The sequence below is a fragment of the Sphingobacterium alkalisoli genome, assembly GCF_005049105.1.
In the GTDB taxonomy this organism is placed as follows: Bacteria; Bacteroidota; Bacteroidia; order Sphingobacteriales; family Sphingobacteriaceae; genus Sphingobacterium; species Sphingobacterium alkalisoli.
The window spans coordinates 145,099-162,220 of sequence record NZ_SUKA01000004.1; the positions used below are offsets into that span (position 1 = coordinate 145,099).

18 protein-coding genes and 1 other RNA gene are annotated in these 17,122 nt (G+C 39.7%); 12 read left to right on the forward strand and 7 right to left on the reverse strand.

The features are described from left to right. Nucleotides 1-162: 162 nt before the first annotated feature. Nucleotides 163-1,314, reverse strand: a complete 1,152-nt coding sequence (locus FAZ19_RS13825) for a FecR family protein (RefSeq protein WP_136821343.1) — start codon at nt 1,312-1,314, stop codon at nt 163-165. A gap of 53 nt (nt 1,315-1,367) precedes the next feature. Then, nucleotides 1,368-1,895, reverse strand: coding sequence for an RNA polymerase sigma-70 factor (locus FAZ19_RS13830; protein WP_136821344.1), 528 nt, complete (start codon nt 1,893-1,895; stop codon nt 1,368-1,370). Nucleotides 1,896-2,288: 393 nt separating this feature from the next. Between FAZ19_RS13830 and FAZ19_RS13835 the strand changes: the two genes are divergently transcribed. From FAZ19_RS13835 to mnhG, 7 genes are read left to right on the forward strand one after another with little or no spacing between them, the layout of a single operon-like run. Further along, a complete protein-coding gene (locus FAZ19_RS13835; protein WP_136821345.1) occupies nt 2,289-4,601 on the forward strand; it encodes a putative monovalent cation/H+ antiporter subunit A in 2,313 nt (770 codons plus the stop codon). 1 nt (nt 4,602) lies between these two features. After that, nucleotides 4,603-5,028, forward strand: coding sequence for a Na+/H+ antiporter subunit B (locus FAZ19_RS13840; protein WP_136821346.1), 426 nt, complete (start codon nt 4,603-4,605; stop codon nt 5,026-5,028). Beyond that, nucleotides 5,028-5,384 (forward strand): Na+/H+ antiporter subunit C, encoded by a 357-nt coding sequence (locus FAZ19_RS13845; protein ID WP_136821347.1) that lies wholly within the window; start codon nt 5,028-5,030, stop codon nt 5,382-5,384. The genes FAZ19_RS13840 and FAZ19_RS13845 overlap by 1 nt, the downstream gene beginning before the upstream one ends. Further along, entirely contained in the window at nt 5,381-6,889 is a 1,509-nt protein-coding gene (locus tag FAZ19_RS13850; protein ID WP_136821348.1) for a proton-conducting transporter transmembrane domain-containing protein, read from the forward strand. Before FAZ19_RS13845 ends, FAZ19_RS13850 begins: the two co-directional genes overlap by 4 nt. 4 nt (nt 6,890-6,893) lie before the next feature. Beyond that, nucleotides 6,894-7,370, forward strand: a complete 477-nt coding sequence (locus tag FAZ19_RS13855; RefSeq protein ID WP_136821349.1) for a Na+/H+ antiporter subunit E — start codon at nt 6,894-6,896, stop codon at nt 7,368-7,370. Then, the gene (locus tag FAZ19_RS13860) at nt 7,367-7,639 is read left to right on the forward strand and encodes a monovalent cation/H+ antiporter complex subunit F (RefSeq protein WP_136821350.1); all 273 of its coding nucleotides are present in this window, start codon (nt 7,367-7,369) and stop codon (nt 7,637-7,639) included. Before FAZ19_RS13855 ends, FAZ19_RS13860 begins: the two co-directional genes overlap by 4 nt. Beyond that, nucleotides 7,629-8,054, forward strand: coding sequence for a monovalent cation/H(+) antiporter subunit G (gene mnhG, locus FAZ19_RS13865; protein WP_229707603.1), 426 nt, complete (start codon nt 7,629-7,631; stop codon nt 8,052-8,054). Before FAZ19_RS13860 ends, mnhG begins: the two co-directional genes overlap by 11 nt. Before the next feature lie 591 nt (nt 8,055-8,645). On the opposite strand, the gene FAZ19_RS13870 is transcribed toward mnhG, so the two are convergent. The 3 genes from FAZ19_RS13870 to tgt form a co-directional block, all read right to left on the reverse strand. Beyond that, complete coding sequence (locus tag FAZ19_RS13870) at nt 8,646-9,557, reverse strand: DMT family transporter (protein ID WP_136821351.1); 912 nt, start codon at nt 9,555-9,557, stop codon at nt 8,646-8,648. A 7-nt stretch (nt 9,558-9,564) separates the two neighbouring features. Continuing rightward, a complete protein-coding gene (locus tag FAZ19_RS13875) occupies nt 9,565-10,647 on the reverse strand; it encodes an LptF/LptG family permease (protein ID WP_136821352.1) in 1,083 nt (360 codons plus the stop codon). A gap of 67 nt (nt 10,648-10,714) precedes the next feature. Then, nucleotides 10,715-11,845, reverse strand: coding sequence for a tRNA guanosine(34) transglycosylase Tgt (tgt, locus tag FAZ19_RS13880; protein WP_136821353.1), 1,131 nt, complete (start codon nt 11,843-11,845; stop codon nt 10,715-10,717). 129 nt (nt 11,846-11,974) lie between these two features. Between tgt and FAZ19_RS13885 the strand changes: the two genes are divergently transcribed. Together FAZ19_RS13885 and rsmG are read left to right on the forward strand one after the other, a co-directional pair. Then, nucleotides 11,975-13,117, forward strand: coding sequence for a glycosyltransferase (locus tag FAZ19_RS13885; RefSeq protein ID WP_136821354.1), 1,143 nt, complete (start codon nt 11,975-11,977; stop codon nt 13,115-13,117). A 38-nt stretch (nt 13,118-13,155) separates the two neighbouring features. Continuing rightward, the gene (gene rsmG, locus FAZ19_RS13890) at nt 13,156-13,791 is read left to right on the forward strand and encodes a 16S rRNA (guanine(527)-N(7))-methyltransferase RsmG (protein WP_136821355.1); all 636 of its coding nucleotides are present in this window, start codon (nt 13,156-13,158) and stop codon (nt 13,789-13,791) included. A gap of 10 nt (nt 13,792-13,801) precedes the next feature. Here the strand turns inward: rsmG and FAZ19_RS13895 are convergent, their stop codons facing one another. Continuing rightward, entirely contained in the window at nt 13,802-14,032 is a 231-nt protein-coding gene (locus FAZ19_RS13895; RefSeq protein WP_136821356.1) for a hypothetical protein, read from the reverse strand. 100 nt (nt 14,033-14,132) lie between these two features. On the opposite strand from FAZ19_RS13895, the gene dprA reads away from it, so the two are divergent. Together dprA and ffs are read left to right on the forward strand one after the other, a co-directional pair. Then, entirely contained in the window at nt 14,133-15,230 is a 1,098-nt protein-coding gene (gene dprA / locus FAZ19_RS13900; protein ID WP_136821357.1) for a DNA-processing protein DprA, read from the forward strand. A gap of 121 nt (nt 15,231-15,351) precedes the next feature. After that, an RNA gene (gene ffs / locus FAZ19_RS13905) (signal recognition particle sRNA small type) lies at nt 15,352-15,449 on the forward strand. Between the two features lie 187 nt (nt 15,450-15,636). Here ffs and FAZ19_RS23890 read toward each other — a convergent pair. After that, nucleotides 15,637-15,798 carry a hypothetical protein gene (locus FAZ19_RS23890; protein WP_169305655.1) on the reverse strand — a complete coding sequence of 54 codons (162 nt, stop codon included), beginning with the start codon at nt 15,796-15,798 and terminating at the stop codon, nt 15,637-15,639. A gap of 473 nt (nt 15,799-16,271) precedes the next feature. Here FAZ19_RS23890 and accD point away from each other — a divergent pair, with 473 nt between their 5' ends. Beyond that, on the forward strand, nt 16,272-17,114 hold the full coding sequence (gene accD / locus FAZ19_RS13910) for an acetyl-CoA carboxylase, carboxyltransferase subunit beta (protein ID WP_136821358.1): 843 nt from the start codon (nt 16,272-16,274) through the stop codon (nt 17,112-17,114). Nucleotides 17,115-17,122: the final 8 nt, after the last annotated feature.

The following is a 17,122-nucleotide window of genomic DNA, read 5'->3' on the forward strand; positions in this document are numbered from 1 at the left end:
AAATTTAGCTTTAATGGAGTCTTTTATACAGGAGTGCGCCAACACTCCTGTTTTCGTTGTTTTTAGTATCTTTTATCTCATATGCGTATATTGTTTTGTTATGATCGTATTTCACTAATTGTTGTATGCATATTACTGGAGCTTAATCCATGCATATTTTTACTACTTATTCTTAATTCTCAAATCTTTTCCCTTTAGCATAAAATCCAGATTGCTCACAAATTTTAACATGGTCAATACTTCTGATAAATTAACATTTCTATTAATAGATCCGGAATAGGTTTTAGTAGTTGAGATATTTGAAGCAATTTTTACGTCTAGATCATACCACATCATTAACTGACTTGCAATTTGTACGATGTTGTCATTTTTAAAGTAAAACTCATTATTCTTCCATGCCAGATCCTTTTGTAGATCTGCCTGATCAACGACAAACCGGTTATTATTCCACGTTGCATATTGTCCAGGAATTAAATATTCAGAAATCCCATTACCAGAGACCTCTACTTTACCCTCTACTAAAGTAGTCTTGAAAATATTGTTATATGTCCTAACATTGAATTCCGTCCCAAAGACACGCACTTCTTTTCCTTCAACATCCACAATGAAAGGTCTGTTCACATCTTTAGCTACCTCAAAATAGGCTTCCCCCTTCAAATACACACGCCTCTCTTTATGTCCAAATTTCACTGGAAACCGAAGAGAAGACATGGCATTGATCCAGATCACCGAACCGTCAGGTAAATTCATCTTGAAGAAATTGGCTTTAGGAACTTCTAAAACATTGTATAAGGTTTCTTCTTCTGACTGGGTTACATGGTTTTCAATGATATTTTTACCCTCCTTAGAGGTTACGCTTCCATTGTGGCCTAGTATAATTTCATCTTCAAGCAAATATTCTTTACCGCTTGGTGCAATCAATCGCGCTCCAGCATCTGCCGGTGCAACATCGTTGGATACTGTCGGTATGCTAGCTGTATTTTTCGGAGATGCAACTTCCCCCGATCTAAAATAAAAAAGGGAAAATCCCACAATAATCAAAATAGAAGCAGCTATGCTATACCATAGCCGGATTGGGGATTTGCTTTTATTTGCTCTTGCATTTATTTTTCCCCAAGCGCGATCCATATTAATGGCATCTAGAAAATCAGATTCTTCCGAAATACTTTCATCCGCGACAAGGTTATCAAACAAGGCTTTATTACGTGGATCTTTACGGATCCATTGTTCCAGAATTTCTAACTCGCTGTCTGTGCACTCGCCATGCACAAACTTGAATATGATATCTGCTACTTGAAAGGTCTCTCTATGCATATATAGATAAGAAACCTAAAAAGAAAAATGGGGTGACAAAAAAGGATATTTTTTTAAATATCTGTAAAAGCTAGAAAAAAAGCCATCAATTCTGGCTTCATAAACGATCTTAATACGGTAATGCCTCTCCGCTTTTGCGTTTTGACTGTATTCACACTAAGCTTTAGTATTTCCGAAATTTCTTCATTAGAATATCCTTCAATATATCCCATTTTACATATTTCTTGACAAGAAGGAGGTAAAGTGGCTATAATTTGATTCACTCTTGAATAGAATTCCGATTGGATAATAGTATGCTCTAAATCGATCTCATCCATTTCTCGAAAATCGACCTTAGTCCAATATTTCGCTACTACTTTATTCTTACGGCTTATATTGAAAGCTGCAAACTTCACAGCGGTATATAAAAAGGACCGAATGGAATTTTCATCATCAGATATATCGTCCTTTCGCTGCAAATAAACAATAAAGGCATCCTGTACTAGATCTTCAGCCAATTCAGAATCGCCCACTAGCTTCCATGCAAAATAACAAAGCCCCTTATAATATCTTTTAAATAAACCAGCCGCGATATCATTCATAACACTACAATTAATAACCTTGGAGAAGATAATCTAGGAATAGATCGACACTACCCTATAAATGTAAGAGCAATATACAAACTTAATACTAAAATAACATTATAATATTTCAAAAAAACCGTCTTCTCACAAAAAAAACTTATTTTTTCTCCCTCCCTTTAATCTAGATCACTTTTTTTTTAAGAAAGCACACCAATTTCACCGTCAAAATCCACTTTACCTCATTTTTCTACCAAAAAAAGAAAAAAAAGTCCATACACAAACGCACTTAGTAAACACACCCCCGGTTCAACCCCACAGTCAATCATCTAAAATTTACATGATACTTTTTTCAGAAAAAACCACTTTTTTTTGTATTTTTAAGGCTTTCTGTAAATCCATAATAAAAAATAGATGCTATTAGCTGTATTATCCGGATTAATCATATCGCTTTTAATTATTCCATTTGGCAAGTTATTAACGACTAAATGGAGTTTTCTCCTTACCCTATTGCCTGCATCGTTATTCTTGTATTTTATGAGCTATGTTCCTGCTATATCTGCCGGATCTAGCTTTTTGCAGCATATACATTGGATTCCTTCATTGGGTGTAGATTTTGATTTCAGGCTGGATGGGTTATCTTTACTTTTCGCACTCCTAATTACAGGAATCGGTACAGCAATATTTTTTTATGCTAGAACCTATTTAAAAGGTTACATTTTTTTTGATCGCTTCTTCGGCTATTTATGCCTCTTCATGTCAGCCATGTTGGGTGTAGTACTATCGGATAATATTCTTTTGTTATTTGTGTTCTGGGAACTAACAAGTATCAGCTCCTTCTTCTTGATCGGATTCAACAACGACAATGCAGATTCCCGAAAAAGTGCCTTGACTGCGCTTAGTGTAACTGGATTAGGCGGCTTTTTCCTTTTGGCAGGCTTGATACTACTAGGGAATATTGCGGGCACGTATACCATCTCCGAACTAATTGATGCTCGCGAGCTCATCCTCAATAATGAACTTTACCCTTTGATATTGGGATTCCTATTTATGGGTGCATTCACAAAATCAGCACAATTTCCTTTTCATTTTTGGTTACCAGGAGCAATGAAAGCACCTACGCCCGTATCTGCCTATCTGCACTCCGCTACGATGGTCAAAGCTGGGATTTATTTGTTGGCGCGGTTTTCTCCAATATTAGGGGGAACCGATTATTGGAATTATACCCTTATGGCTGTGGGTGGATTTACCATGCTATTTGCGTCTATCCATTCCTTATTTCGAATTGATTTAAAAGGAATTTTAGCCTATTCCACCATTTCTGCTTTGGGGATTTTGACTTTCCTCATTGGAGCAGGGACACGAGAAGCTATTATCGCAGCGAGTGTTTTCATCTTGGTGCATGCACTATACAAGGCTACTTTATTTCTCGTGGCCGGCATCATTGACCATGAAACGGGCACGCGCGATATCACCGCACTAGGCGGTTTACGAAAAGTCCTCTGGCCCCTTTCAATAGCGGGCATTTTAGCTGCTTTATCAAGTGCCGGTCTTCCGCTTACCTACGGATTTATTGGCAAGGACTTGATATACGAAGCTACCTTACATACCGAATATCAACCGCTCGGATGGATATTGACAGGAATTGCAGTCCTCACAAATATTGGATTGGTGGCGGCTGGATTTATGGCCGGATTAAAACCATTTACTGGGGCCCTGCCCGAGAAATTCGCCAACATACACCTTCCCTATAAATCCATGTGGATACCTCCATTGGTATTAGGTATCCTCGGTTTAGTCTTTGGTTTACTCCCAGGTGCAGTTGGTCAATTCATTAATCACGCAACCGCAGATGCTGTATTGGGAAGTCCATCTGATATGCAGCTCAAAATATGGCATGAATTCAATCTTGTATTTATATTGAGTATAGCGACGTTGCTGGCCGGAATTATTGTATATTTTGTCAATAAACCAAGCGCATTAAAATTACAAGCGATTGAAAGACTAAATGCTATCGCGCCGCAACGTATCTTTACGCGCTATGCCCATGATATCATGCGGTTCTCAAAATGGTACACCAACCTCTTCCATAATGGCTACCTAAGATCGTATCATCTTAAAATTATACTATTTGCAGAGCTGCTCTTAGCATACAAGTTATGGATTAGCGGGCCAATAACCCTTGATCTTGAAAAAATCACGACACCTTCGTTTTATGAGATAGGTGTGATCGTCATTTTGATAGGTGCCTTATACATCGTCGTAACAACCCCTTCCCGATTGACATCGGTCGTTGCGATGAGTGTGATTGGATACTGTATCTGTTTGATATTCGTGTTCTATAGTGCTCCTGATTTGGCAATGACACAGTTTACTATCGACACCTTGAGTACGGTTTTATTTGTATTGGTTTTGTATAAGCTACCGAGTTTTATCAATCATACCGGAAAAGCGATCCTGTACAGAGACGGGATAATCGCGTTGAGTTTTGGAGTCATCATATCACTAATCGCCTTGCGGGTATGGTCGGAACCTATTTCAGAAGAGATTGCTAATTTTTATGGCGAAAATGCCTACATCTTAGCCAAAGGTAAAAATGTCGTAAATGTGATACTTGTCGACTTTAGAGGTATCGATACCATGTTTGAGACAGTGGTGTTGAGTATTGCAGCGCTGGGCGTATACAGTTTAATAAGGTTACGGTTAAAATCAACAGAAAAAGAATAATATGCGAAGTCCTATACTACAATCAGCTACGAAGTACTTACTTCCTATTCTGTTACTTTTCTCATTTTTTCTATTGCTACGCGGACACTACTACCCTGGAGGTGGATTTGTAGGTGGTCTGGTGGCCTCGATTGCATTCGTTTTACATAGTTTCGCCAATGGAACAGAAGCGACGATGAAAATACTAAGAAGAAAGCCTCTGTCTTTGATCCCCATCGGTTTAGGTGTGTCCACCGTGAGTATGACTGCTCCAATGCTTTTTGGACTTCCACCAATGACCGGTCTTTGGTTTGAAGAGCCCATACCCGTAATCGGCATGATTGGATCGTCTCTATTTTTTGACTTAGGCGTATATCTAGTCGTTATCGGCGTAATATTAACTATTTTGTTTACTATTTCCTTAAACAATCTAACCGAAAAAGACTAATGGAGTTGCTATTAATAATTCTTTTAGGCCTGCTTTATGCTGCCGGTGTGTATATGATACTTCGCCGAAGTATGGTAAAATTACTGTTGGGTATTATGCTTTTGGGAAGCGGTACCAATATTTTGATTTTCTTGCTTGGAGGCATTACGAAAGGTAAACCCCCAGTTATCGATGAAAATGCTAAAATATTTCAGGATGCTTTTGCAGATCCCATTCCGCAAGCTTTAATTTTAACGGCAATTGTGATCAGTTTTGGTTTGACCGCCTTTGCTATTGTATTGTTGAAACGAGTTTACGCTCTTGTAAATTCAGATGATTTAGATGACTTAAATACGCCCGAAGAGGAAGATATATGATAGACAATCACATTTTAGCCCCAGTTTTTATCCATCTGTTTTCGGCATTGCTACAACTTATTGCCTGGCGGAAGACTGTTAGCCAACGCTTTATCAGTGTAGGTGGCAGTTTGTTGGGACTACTACTCGCTATCCGGCTTTTTGATAAAGTACACGAAAATGGCATTCTGACCATGAATGCCTCAAATTGGGAAGCACCATTTGGCATTGTATTCGTAGCCGATCTACTCAGCGTGACGCTGGTATTATTGACCTCAATAGCAGGATTCGCCGTGTCCATATTTTCATCGACAGGGTTAAATAGACAGCGGATGCTATATGGTTATTTCCCTATTTTCCACTTTCTGTTAATGGGATTGAATGGTGCCTTTTTAACCGGAGACATATTCAACTTATACGTTTGGTTTGAGGTCATCATCATTTCATCCTTTGTACTCATGACATTGGGTGGCCGAAAAGCGCAGCTAGAAGGAGCGGTAAAATACATGGCCATGAATATTCTGGCCTCTACGTTTTTCCTTACCGGAATCGGAATACTCTATGGCATCACCGGGACCTTGAATATGGCCGATTTATCTGTAAAAATAACCCAAGTACAAAACCAATACCTAGTTGGTATTACGGCCTGCTTCTTCTTGATTGGTTTTGGGATAAAATCAGCAGTTTTCCCTTTGTATTACTGGCTTCCCTCATCCTATCATACCCCACCCTCTGCCGTAGCGGCGACCTTTGGTGGTCTCTTGACAAAAGTAGGTATCTACGCCATTATCCGGGTATTCAGCCTGCTATTTGCATTCGATGTATTTACGCAAAACCTGTTGATGGGTATGGCCGTATTTACCGTTATCACAGGAGCAATGGGTGCCTTAATAAAAACCAACATACGGAGATTGTTTTCATACCTCATCGTCTGCCATATCGGATTCATGATCGGCGGGATTGCGATGTTTACCAAAATTGCGTTAATGGGGACTATCTTCTACCTTATACACGACATTGTGGTAAAAACAAATATGTTTCTAATAGCCGGCGTCATCAGACAGTTACGCGGAACGATGGACATGAAAAGCCTCGGCGGGCTATACGCAGAGTACCCAAAAATTTCCTTGCTCATTGCATTGGTACTCTTCTCATTGGTCGGTATTCCTCCGCTATCAGGCTTTTGGCCAAAAATATACCTGTTTCAAGAAGCGTTTACACAACAACAATATTTTTTTGTAGCCGCACTCATGGTTGGGAGTTTTGTAACACTATACGTCATCGCCAAAATGTGGTCTGAAGTATTCTGGAAAGACGTTCCGAAAGATGTAGAAGTAGAAAATAAATTTGAACCGCTGCCGTTGATCCGCAAAATATTGTTGATCCTACCTGTAGGAATACTGGCAGCCGTGACATTATATATCGGGCTCAATGCAGAAACGATTGTACAATTGGTCGATAAGATATCAGATCAGCTAATAGATACGCGACCTTATGTGGACGCAGTTTTAGGAAAACAAAATTAAGGATATGATAAAACAGTTTTTGATGAACCTTTTGCTCTCTTTTATTTGGGTAGCATTGACCGGTTCCATGTATTATACAAATTTTGTCTTTGGCTTTTTACTTGGCTTTTTCGTGTTATGGATCATGAACCGTAACGATATCGATCAGCGCTATTTCTATCGTGTACCTAAGATTCTTAGTTTCGTCGTCTATTTTTTATACCTAATTATAAAAGCGAACTTACAAGTTGCATACGATGTGATGACCCCAAAATACTTCATGAAGCCAGGTGTCGTCCGGTATCCATTGAATGCGAAAACGGAATTTGAAATCAACCTGCTTTCCACCATGATATCACTGACACCAGGAACCTTAATTTTGGATATCAGTGAAGATAAAACGACGATGTACATCCATGTAATGTACCTGGAAGATGCAGAAACATTCGTTAAACAGACAAAAACGGGTTTAGAAAGAAGATTATTAGAAATTTTGCGATGACATTAGAAATTTATTTTGATTACTTTATACTACCATTGCTGACCCTATCTATTATTTTGGTCTTTTTCCGCCTGTTAAAAGGACCACACGTTGTAGATAGAGTGGTGGCGCTGGATCTGATCATTACAATAGGTATCGGTATTATTACTGTTTTTACTATTCGATCAAACCAGAAAGTATTATTGGATGTTGCAATTATATTGGCGCTAATTGCATTCCTGGGCACGGTTGCGTTTTCTTATTATATTGAAAAAAGAAATGATGAGTGATATTATTATAGCTATAATTAGTACAATCGGCGCACTATCGATATTCTTCGCCGCGTTGGGTATCTTACGGATGCCCGACTTTTACCTCCGCCTGTCGGTAACGGTAAAAGCCTCGACCCTAGGTGTTGGGTTATTATTACTTTGTGCAGCCATCCTTTTCCCGGACATATCGGTTACGACAAAAGCGATCGCGATCATCTTTTTCCTTTTTATCACTTCCCCCATTGCGGCCCACATGATAGGACGCGCTTCTTATTTTTCAAATACACCGCTTTGGAAAGGTACTATCATAGACGAACTAGAGGGGATGTATAATAAAAAAACTCATAGATTGGAATCAGATCCTGAGAAGGCGGATTCTGCCAAAGGAGCCAAGGAAGATAATATTGCAGATACGGAGAAAGAGACAGAATAACGGATAAAGCAAGTTTTACCTTCGGTGGCTTCACTTCATTTGGATTAGATAGGTGGCGTTAAATTTTATGAAGGTTTTTCTTAATCATTTTTATGCGCCTCTTTCGCCGGCGCAAGGCGACTTCTTTTTCCTAAAAAGAAGCAAAAATCGTCGCTGTACCCATTTGCCACAGTGGTTCATGCATCCTCCTGCTATCGGCAAATTGCTAAGGCGACATTTGTCGTACATGTAAGGACTGTGCATTTCTGTTATGAAAGCTAAGTGTTCGGCAGATTCAAAAAGGACCGCCTAAGCGGATTTGGACGTGTAGGCAGCAGATGATGTCTTGCAGAAACGTTCAATAAGCACTTCTCCAAGCAGATCCCAGCCTTTGCTTGCGGGCAGAGCGCCGGAGGCCTAAGAGCTGCGCATTGCATCATCGCGTCGCCGGAACGACAAGTACGGTATAGCCTTGATTTTTGTTAAACTTTTTATCAAGAAAAAGTTTAGGCCATGTCGCGGCCCTAGCGACAAAATGTCTAAATTAATCCTTCCTATAGCACCCCCATAAACTTATACGATTGCTACAAAATATAATCCTAAACCTTGATTTTAATGAAGCTTCCGGTTAACAAGCTGCTTCTGCCTGTTTTCTATTTTTGTTTTGATATAGGGATAAATAAAGACGGCGCCTAGCACAACTATTGCTCCAAGATAGAAGCCAGTACTCATTTCTTCCTCTTTTCCAAAAATCAGTACCGCTAGGATTATTCCATACACCGGTTCCATATTTGTCGTAAGTGCTACCGTAAAGGCACTCAATTCTTTCATTACCGCCACCCCCAACACATAAGCTACTGCGGTGCATACGACCCCCAATACGATCAGGTATATCCAATCGGGATCGGAAAGTATCATTTCAGATGTAAACTCCCCTTTGAAAAGCATGATAACGGAAACGCCTAAGAAGGCTCCAATCATCTCGTAGAAGGTAATAATAGTAGGACTCGATCGCTTAACCATGCGCGCATTGAGAATGGAAAATATGCTTGCACAGAAAGCACAGATCAAGCCGTAAATAATACCCCAGAGGTATTGAAATTCAAATTTAAAGATTAGGTAAATCCCAAAGATGATGACCAAACCGATCAGCACATCGGCAATAGAAATCTTAGATTTATTGATAATAGGCTCAAGAATGGCTGTGAATAACGTAACGGAAGACAGCGTAACCAAGGTAACCGAAACGGTAGAGATTTTGATAGAATGAAAAAACAATACCCAATGCAGGCCCACAATAACCCCTACGCCCATAAATTTAAAAATATCCCGCTGCGCCACTAGGACGGATTTCTTCTTTATCCGAAAATATACGAATAAGGCGACCGCTGCCAATAGCACACGATACCACACCAGATGCAAAGCCGAGACTGAAATCAATCCACCCAAAACACCTGTAAACCCCCAAATAAGAACCGTAAAATGCAGGACGAGCAAATTACGATTGCGTGCAGACAATAACATATTAAATTTATTTCGGTGCCTTAACCAACAAGATAAGCCCCAGTATCAAGAATGTAATATTCGGAATAAGTACTGCTAAAAGAGGTGGCAGCCCTCCCTTCAAGGCGAACATGGTAGAAAACTGATTAAACACAAGGTACGCAAAACTGAGTCCTATACCTATCCCAAGACTTAGGCCAATCCCTCCCCTTACCTTTTTGGAGGAGAGCGAAACACCCATTAGCGTCAAAATAAATGCAGAAAAAGGGTTGATCCAACGCTTGTACTTTTCCAGTAAAAGATCGTTCATCATCCCTGTACCCCGAATTTCCTCCTTACGTATGCGCTCCTCAAGTTCTTTTGTATCCATGGCCGTGAAGATATTTTCGTATACTTCAAAATCCCGCGGCTTCATGTCAAGGGTAGTATCTCGGCTTTCCCCCTTCAGCATTTCCTCGTTCAATCCATTTATAATGCGATTTGTGTAATTTTCTACACGCCATTTATTCGAAATAGAATCCCAGGTAACCCGATCGGCCATCAGCTTTTCGGTCAGCTCATTTCCGTCAAACTTCTCCATCACAAAGTTATAACCTACAGCACGTTTTGTATCGAAATTATCAATGTAGACATACGTATTGGAGTCGATCTGCATATGGGTGGATTGCTTCGAAGAGTTGACTTTATGCGGATGCACGTATACATTCTCAAATTTCACCTTTAGCTTATTCGTGTACGGAAGTATATAAAGATTTGAGACTAATGTAAATGCGAATACGATAGTAGCAGCGATCATAAACGGTCTCAAAAAGCGATTGAAGCTCATGCCGCCACTTAAGATGGGTACAATTTCCGTTTGATCCGCCATTTTGGAAGTAAAGAAGATAACGGCAATGAAATTGATTAGCGGTGTAAGCATATTCAGAAAGAATGGCACGCTTCCCATTGCATAATATTGAAGAAACACCTGAGACATCGATGCTTTATTCTTCAAAAAATCATCTAACTTTTCGGACACATCGAATACAACGATAACGACGATAAAGATCCCTACCGTAAACAAGAAAGTAGTTAAATATTTTTTTATGATGTAGCGATCAATGATATTCATCTTACAAAGTCAAACGTATAAATTTATTACAAATTCGCAGACGTGCACATGTACGGGGGCAGTCCCGCTATAGCCTTTGTCCTAACACCTTTACCATTTTTTCTTTCCAATCGTAAAAAGTACCCTCCAGAATCTTTTCCCGAGCTTGCTTTACCAACCAAAGGTAAAAATGCAAGTTATGTAGAGACGCAATCTGCGCTCCCAAGATTTCCTGTGACCGAATTAAGTGTCTAAGATAAGCTTTAGAATACACTTGATCCATCATCAGGTCACTCTCTGCTTCTATCGCTGAAAAATCGTCCTTCCACTTTTCGTTTTTGATATTAATAATACCATTACGTGTAAAAAGCATGCCATTACGGGCGTTACGTGTAGGCATAACACAATCAAACATATCGATACCTAATGCAATATTTTCCAATATATTAATTGGTGTGCCCACTCCCATCAAATAACGAGGTTTTTCATAAGGCAGAATTTTAGTAACGACCTCTGTCATGGCATACATCTCCTCCGCAGGTTCACCTACAGAAAGACCACCTATTGCATTTCCTTCTCGCTCGAAAGAAGCAATAACCTCGGCAGATTTTTCACGTAGATCCTTGTAAACTGATCCTTGCACAATAGGGAACAGGGTTTGATCATATCCGTATAACGGATCAGTACAATCAAAGCGGTCGCAACAACGCTTTAACCAACGATGCGTCATATCAAGTGAACGACGTGCATAATTGTAATCACAGGGATACGGCGTACATTCGTCAAAAGCCATAATAATATCTGCACCGATGACACGTTGCGTATCCATCACATTTTCCGGTGTAAACAGATGTTTTGAACCGTCGATATGTGAACGAAAAGTGACCCCTTCTTCTTTTATCTTCCGTACCTCTGTCAACGAATAAACCTGATACCCCCCTGAATCGGTCAGAATGGGTTTGTCCCATCCATTAAATTTATGCAAACCGCCAGCTTTATTCAGCACATCCAGTCCCGGACGCAGATACAAATGATACGTATTTCCTAAAATAATCTGTGCCTGAATGTCATTGACCAACTCATGTTGATGTACCGCTTTTACTGTACCTGCAGTACCTACAGGCATAAATATAGGGGTTTCTATCTTTCCATGAGCTGTCTCCATCACCCCCGCGCGTGCTTGAGAAAGTTTATCTTGTGCTTGAAGCGTAAAAATCATACTCAATAATAAATCAAGCGCAAAAATACTATAAAATTCCGACCCGACGACATCTGAAACATTTAATTAGCAAATCTTAACGCTATCCGACGAATATCTTGAAAGAACCCCTTATCTTTGACCTTTCTTATGGACTATAGAACAAATATTTTACTAAATCTTCCCTACATTCTTTATGGAGGGCTAGGGCTATTCCTGGTTTTCCAGCTTTATTATTTATTATTTGTTTATACCCGTTTGGCGCGTTATAAGGTAGAATCCATCCGTGGAACTCAGACTAGTCCTTCTGTTTCAGTCATTATTTGTGCACGCAACGAGCAAGAAAACCTAAAGAGCTTCTTGCCGACCATATTACAGCAAGATTACCTTAACTTTGAAGTCATCGTCGTAAACGACTACTCCGATGATGAAACCAAGTGGATATTGCAAGATTTCCAAACCAAATACCGCCACCTCAAGATTGTTGATATTAAAGAACACGTACGTCTTAAGCATAGCAAGAAGTTTGCGTTGACAATGGGCATCAAGGCTGCCCAATACGAACACCTGTTGTTAACTGATGCTGATTGCCAACCGCAAGGCACACATTGGCTTAGTGAAATGGCGGGAGCATTTACTGAAGGGAAAGAACTCATATTAGGTTATTCTCCCTATTTCAAGAACAAAGGTTTTTTGAATAAATTGATCCGCTTTGAGACCACGCACACTGCGATGAGCTATCTTTCTTATGCCCTGAAAAAAAATACGTACATGGGGGTAGGTCGAAATCTGGCTTACACCAAATCCTTATTTTTCAAAGGCAAGGGTTTTAATGCACATATGCATATAAAATCGGGTGATGATGATCTTTTTGTTAACCACAATGCGACCGCAGCAAATGTAAATATCGCCATACACCCAGATGCTCATGTATATTCTTTAGCCAAAGACACGTGGAAAAGCTATTATAAACAGAAAGCACGACATGCAGGCGCTTCTATTGCCTATAAGAAAAAGCATCAATATATGCTCGGCACACAATTGTTCACGGCTATTGCATTTTATCTCATGCTAATCGTGTGCCTGACCGCCTATCCATCAAGGTGGTACTTCGTAGTCGGGGCGTACCTCCTTCGCCTACTTTTACAGTTTGTTATATTTAAACCTATTTATTCCAAATTGGCGGTGAAAGACCTTTTACTCTGGTTGCCTATTTTAGACTTATTTTTTTATTTTTACATCTGTTTCAATGGTATTTTTAACCGCAATAAAAAACAAAAATCCTGGAAATAGCGCTACAAAATTTTGTGTGCATTAATTTAATAACGTGTATGAACCCTACAGTCGACATCATTTATAAGTACTTCCCCAAATTAACCCCTACGCAAAAAGAACAGTTTGCTAAATTGGAAGAGGTATATCCGTTTTGGAATGACCAGATAAATGTCATTTCTCGTAAGGATATCGAAAGTCTATATTTAAAGCACGTTCTGCATTCTCTAGGGATTGCCAAGTTTGTCACGGAACTTACTACCGGTACCCGAATTCTGGATGTCGGTACAGGAGGAGGATTTCCAGGGATTCCATTAGCGATCCTATTTCCTCATGTCCATTTTCATTTAGTAGATTCTATCGGAAAAAAAATAAAAGTAGTACGGGAAGTGGCCGAAGCTATTGGCCTACAGAATGTCGAAGCCGATCATATCCGCGCCGAACAACTGGATTATAAATATGATTTCGTTGTGTCCCGAGCAGTTACCCGTCTGGCCGACTTTACACCTTGGATCAGAAACAAATTTGAGAAAAAAGACAAAAATGCAATTCCCAATGGTATTTTGTACCTAAAGGGAGGCGACTTGAAAGAAGAAATCAAGGAATCTCGATTAAAGGCAGAACTTCACCCCCTATCGAGCTATTTCGAAGACGATTTTTTTGACACAAAATACTTGGTGTACGTGCCGATGTAACTTTGCTCCGCTAGCCTATTACGCGTTGAATTTCTTGTCCGATTGCATTTACTTCCTCGTCCATACCAAATAAGGGCAATCCCGTTTCAGGGCTTAATTTAAGCCAGCTTGACTCAGTGTCCTTAATAATCTGGATGTATTCTTTTCCGTCTTTAAAAATAGTGTAAGCATCCTCCTCATCCGGAAAAATTGAATATACTATATTTTCTATTTCAATATCAAAAGGCTCCTGTAACTCCATATCCCCAGTATTTTTAACAAAGTTAGTATTTCTAACGCTATTTTTTTTACAAATACTTAGAAGAAGACAATAGATATTCCTATATTGTATCCTACCTCTTATGAACAATATAGAAAAGATAGCCCTAACAAAAATAAAAGGCATCGGCCCTAAGTTGAGCCGGTTGCTGCTTGCGTACTGTGAAAGTGCGGAGTCCGTTTTTTCAAGTTCGAAAAAGCAACTCTTATCCATTCCTGGTATTGGTCCCGCTTCAGTGGATTCCATTCTCTCAAAAACCTCCCTAAAAGAAGCAGAGGAGGAGCTTAACTTCGTAGAAAAGCACAATATTCAAGTTCTATGGATAGAAGACGACAATTATCCTCAACGCTTAAAGCATTGCGAAGATGCCCCGATACTTTTATACTACAAAGGCGAAGGAAGCTTGAATCCGCAAAAAGCAGTCAGTATTGTGGGCACACGGAATGCGACCAGCTACGGAAACCGTATCTGTGAAGAATTAGTGCAGGATTTAAAAGATTTAGATGTACAAGTGATTAGCGGACTCGCTTACGGAATCGATGTGCATGCCCATCGCCTCGCGGTAAAAAATGATTTGTCCACAATAGGAATATTAGGTCACGGCTTGGACAGGATCTATCCTGCAGCTCATCGCGACATTGCCTCCCGAATGATTCAGCATGGTGGGTTACTGACTGAATTTCCATCAGGAACCAATCCTGATAGACAAAATTTTCCGATGCGTAATCGCATTATAGCTGGATTATCCGATGTCACAATCGTCATAGAGGCGGCTATAAAAGGAGGCGCATTAATCACTGCGGAAATTGCAAATACGTACAATAGGGATGTCTGCGCCTTTCCGGGACGAATAGATCAAGAATACTCGGCCGGTTGCAATTACCTAATTAAAACCAATCGCGCACACCTTATTCGACATGCAGATGACCTCTGCTACTTGATGAATTGGGAGCGAACCGAAACCGTAATGCAAGCAAAACAGCTCACTATCTTACCGTCAAATCTGTCCAAAGACGAACAGAAAGTCTATAATTTTTTAAAAGAACACGAACAGGCAACGATCGATGCAATTGCATTACATCTAGATTGGCCACAAAGCAAGCTAGCCATCATATTATTAGAAATGGAAATAAATAACCATCTCTTATCATTACCCGGGAAAGTCTATAAATTAATATAGCCCCCTTAATAAAGCAATACGATTCCGATAAAATATAATTTTTCCAAACTGACTATCAACCCACTAAGAGATAAGTAGCAAAATTGTTTTCAGAAACTAAAAATTTTGCTACTTTTGTGGTGGGTAAGTCCTTTACGACCAGCTCCCATTGACTCCCCCAGGTTGGGAACAAAGCAAGGGTATTTGGTTGAGCGGTGCGATAAAGGGAGCTTGCCCATTTTTTATTTCTATTGAATTAGTCCTCTCTTTACCTATTATTATTTGCCTTCACAATTCTAGTTTCAAAATTTCCAATTCTCCATTTAAGTCCGATAAAATCCGTTCAGATCCGTTATTACCTGCAGTAAACTTGGGTGTAACTCTGCTTAAATTGCGGCGTATTAAAGTAGGGGTAATAAAAACGAACCTATTTTTTATACAATTTTAAAATTTCCCATTTCACCGTCTTTCCGCCACTCGCCGTGGCAAGGCTTTCTTCTTTTCTCCCAAAAGAAGCAAAAGTCGTCGCTGTGTCGGCTCGCCAGAACGGATCACCATTCCTGCTGTTGGCGACCCCCCAAGGCGACATTTGTCGGGCATGGAAGGATAGTGCTTTACTCTCAAATATTACTGTATACTTCAGCAGGATTTAAAAGGCCGACCTAGGTCGATGTAGCGTTAAGAAAGCTTTTGGATTTGCGTTAAGAACAGATCCCCGAAGTGAAACGTCTTGGAGCTGTTTAGTAAATCCAAAAGCTTTTAGCGTAACATTGACCAAGTCTTGGGTTTTGCTTCTTTTGGCCAAGCAAAAGAAGGAGAACCGCCCGCCGATGAGGGCAAAGAAATAAAATATGGATATTAATGGTTTCTAACACAATTTGGAATTAGCGAGCAACAAACTGTCTAAATTAATCCTTCTTTAAAATCATCTTTCTGCTTTAAAGCTTTGCCTAATCCGGATCTCACTAAACGCAAATTTACTTAAGTTTGACTTTTTACTTTCTAGGTTTGACTTAACTAGGATATTTTTCGTTTATTTGTAGATCGAATGAACACGAACATATGAGTTGGTTTAAAAGAAATAAAGCAGGAATTAATACTGCGACAGAAAATAAAAAAGAAGCGCCGGATGGCATGTGGAATAAATGTCCCGCATGTAAAAAACCACTTCTAAACTTGGAGCAGATCGAGAATAATTACGTATGCCACTATTGCGATTACCATATCCGTATTGGTTCTGCAGCCTATTTCTCCATTTTATTTGACAACAATTACTTTACAGAGTTGTTCGCTAACTTAACAGCAGGTGATCCTTTAAATTTTGAAGACACGAAGTCTTACAAAGACAGGTTAGTGGAAAGCCAGGCAAAAACAGGACTAAAAGACGCTATACGTTGCGCACATGGTAAAATGGAAGGTCAAGATTTAGTGATTGCCTGCATGGATTTCACCTTTATTGGTGGATCTATGGGATCAGTCGTAGGTGAAAAAATAGCTCGTTCAATCGACTACTGTATTGAACATAAAATCCCATTCATGTTAATCTCCAAGTCTGGAGGAGCCCGTATGATGGAAGCTGCATTCTCTTTAATGCAAATGGCAAAAACATCCGCAAAATTGGCCTTATTGAGCCAAGCGAAACTGCCTTATATCTGTTTATTGACAGACCCTACCACCGGAGGTGTTACCGCATCGTATGCTATGCTGGGCGATATTAACATTGCCGAGCCCGGAGCATTAATCGGTTTTGCTGGACCTCGGGTTATTAAAGAAACGATCAAGAAAGACCTTCCTAAAGGTTTTCAAACCTCCGAATTTGTTAAAGAACACGGTTTCTTAGACTTTATCGTAGACCGGAGACAACTTAAGCAAAAAGTGGCGACATTCTTAAAGTTGGTTGGATAAAATATAAA

Bases quoted from the DNA above. Each gene is read 5' to 3' on its own strand.
- FAZ19_RS13825 (WP_136821343.1), bottom strand. From the start codon at position 1,314: ATGCATAGAGAGACCTTTCAAGTAGCAGATATCATATTCAAGTTTGTG.
- FAZ19_RS13830 (WP_136821344.1), bottom strand. From the start codon at position 1,895: ATGAATGATATCGCGGCTGGTTTATTTAAAAGATATTATAAGGGGCTT.
- FAZ19_RS13835 (WP_136821345.1), top strand. From the start codon at position 2,289: ATGCTATTAGCTGTATTATCCGGATTAATCATATCGCTTTTAATTATT.
- FAZ19_RS13840 (WP_136821346.1), top strand. From the start codon at position 4,603: ATGCGAAGTCCTATACTACAATCAGCTACGAAGTACTTACTTCCTATT.
- FAZ19_RS13845 (WP_136821347.1), top strand. From the start codon at position 5,028: ATGGAGTTGCTATTAATAATTCTTTTAGGCCTGCTTTATGCTGCCGGT.
- FAZ19_RS13850 (WP_136821348.1), top strand. From the start codon at position 5,381: ATGATAGACAATCACATTTTAGCCCCAGTTTTTATCCATCTGTTTTCG.
- FAZ19_RS13855 (WP_136821349.1), top strand. From the start codon at position 6,894: ATGATAAAACAGTTTTTGATGAACCTTTTGCTCTCTTTTATTTGGGTA.
- FAZ19_RS13860 (WP_136821350.1), top strand. From the start codon at position 7,367: ATGACATTAGAAATTTATTTTGATTACTTTATACTACCATTGCTGACC.
- mnhG (WP_229707603.1), top strand. From the start codon at position 7,629: ATGATGAGTGATATTATTATAGCTATAATTAGTACAATCGGCGCACTA.
- FAZ19_RS13870 (WP_136821351.1), bottom strand. From the start codon at position 9,557: ATGTTATTGTCTGCACGCAATCGTAATTTGCTCGTCCTGCATTTTACG.
- FAZ19_RS13875 (WP_136821352.1), bottom strand. From the start codon at position 10,647: ATGAATATCATTGATCGCTACATCATAAAAAAATATTTAACTACTTTC.
- tgt (WP_136821353.1), bottom strand. From the start codon at position 11,845: ATGATTTTTACGCTTCAAGCACAAGATAAACTTTCTCAAGCACGCGCG.
- FAZ19_RS13885 (WP_136821354.1), top strand. From the start codon at position 11,975: ATGGACTATAGAACAAATATTTTACTAAATCTTCCCTACATTCTTTAT.
- rsmG (WP_136821355.1), top strand. From the start codon at position 13,156: ATGAACCCTACAGTCGACATCATTTATAAGTACTTCCCCAAATTAACC.
- FAZ19_RS13895 (WP_136821356.1), bottom strand. From the start codon at position 14,032: ATGGAGTTACAGGAGCCTTTTGATATTGAAATAGAAAATATAGTATAT.
- dprA (WP_136821357.1), top strand. From the start codon at position 14,133: ATGAACAATATAGAAAAGATAGCCCTAACAAAAATAAAAGGCATCGGC.
- FAZ19_RS23890 (WP_169305655.1), bottom strand. From the start codon at position 15,798: ATGTCGCCTTGGGGGGTCGCCAACAGCAGGAATGGTGATCCGTTCTGG.
- accD (WP_136821358.1), top strand. From the start codon at position 16,272: ATGAGTTGGTTTAAAAGAAATAAAGCAGGAATTAATACTGCGACAGAA.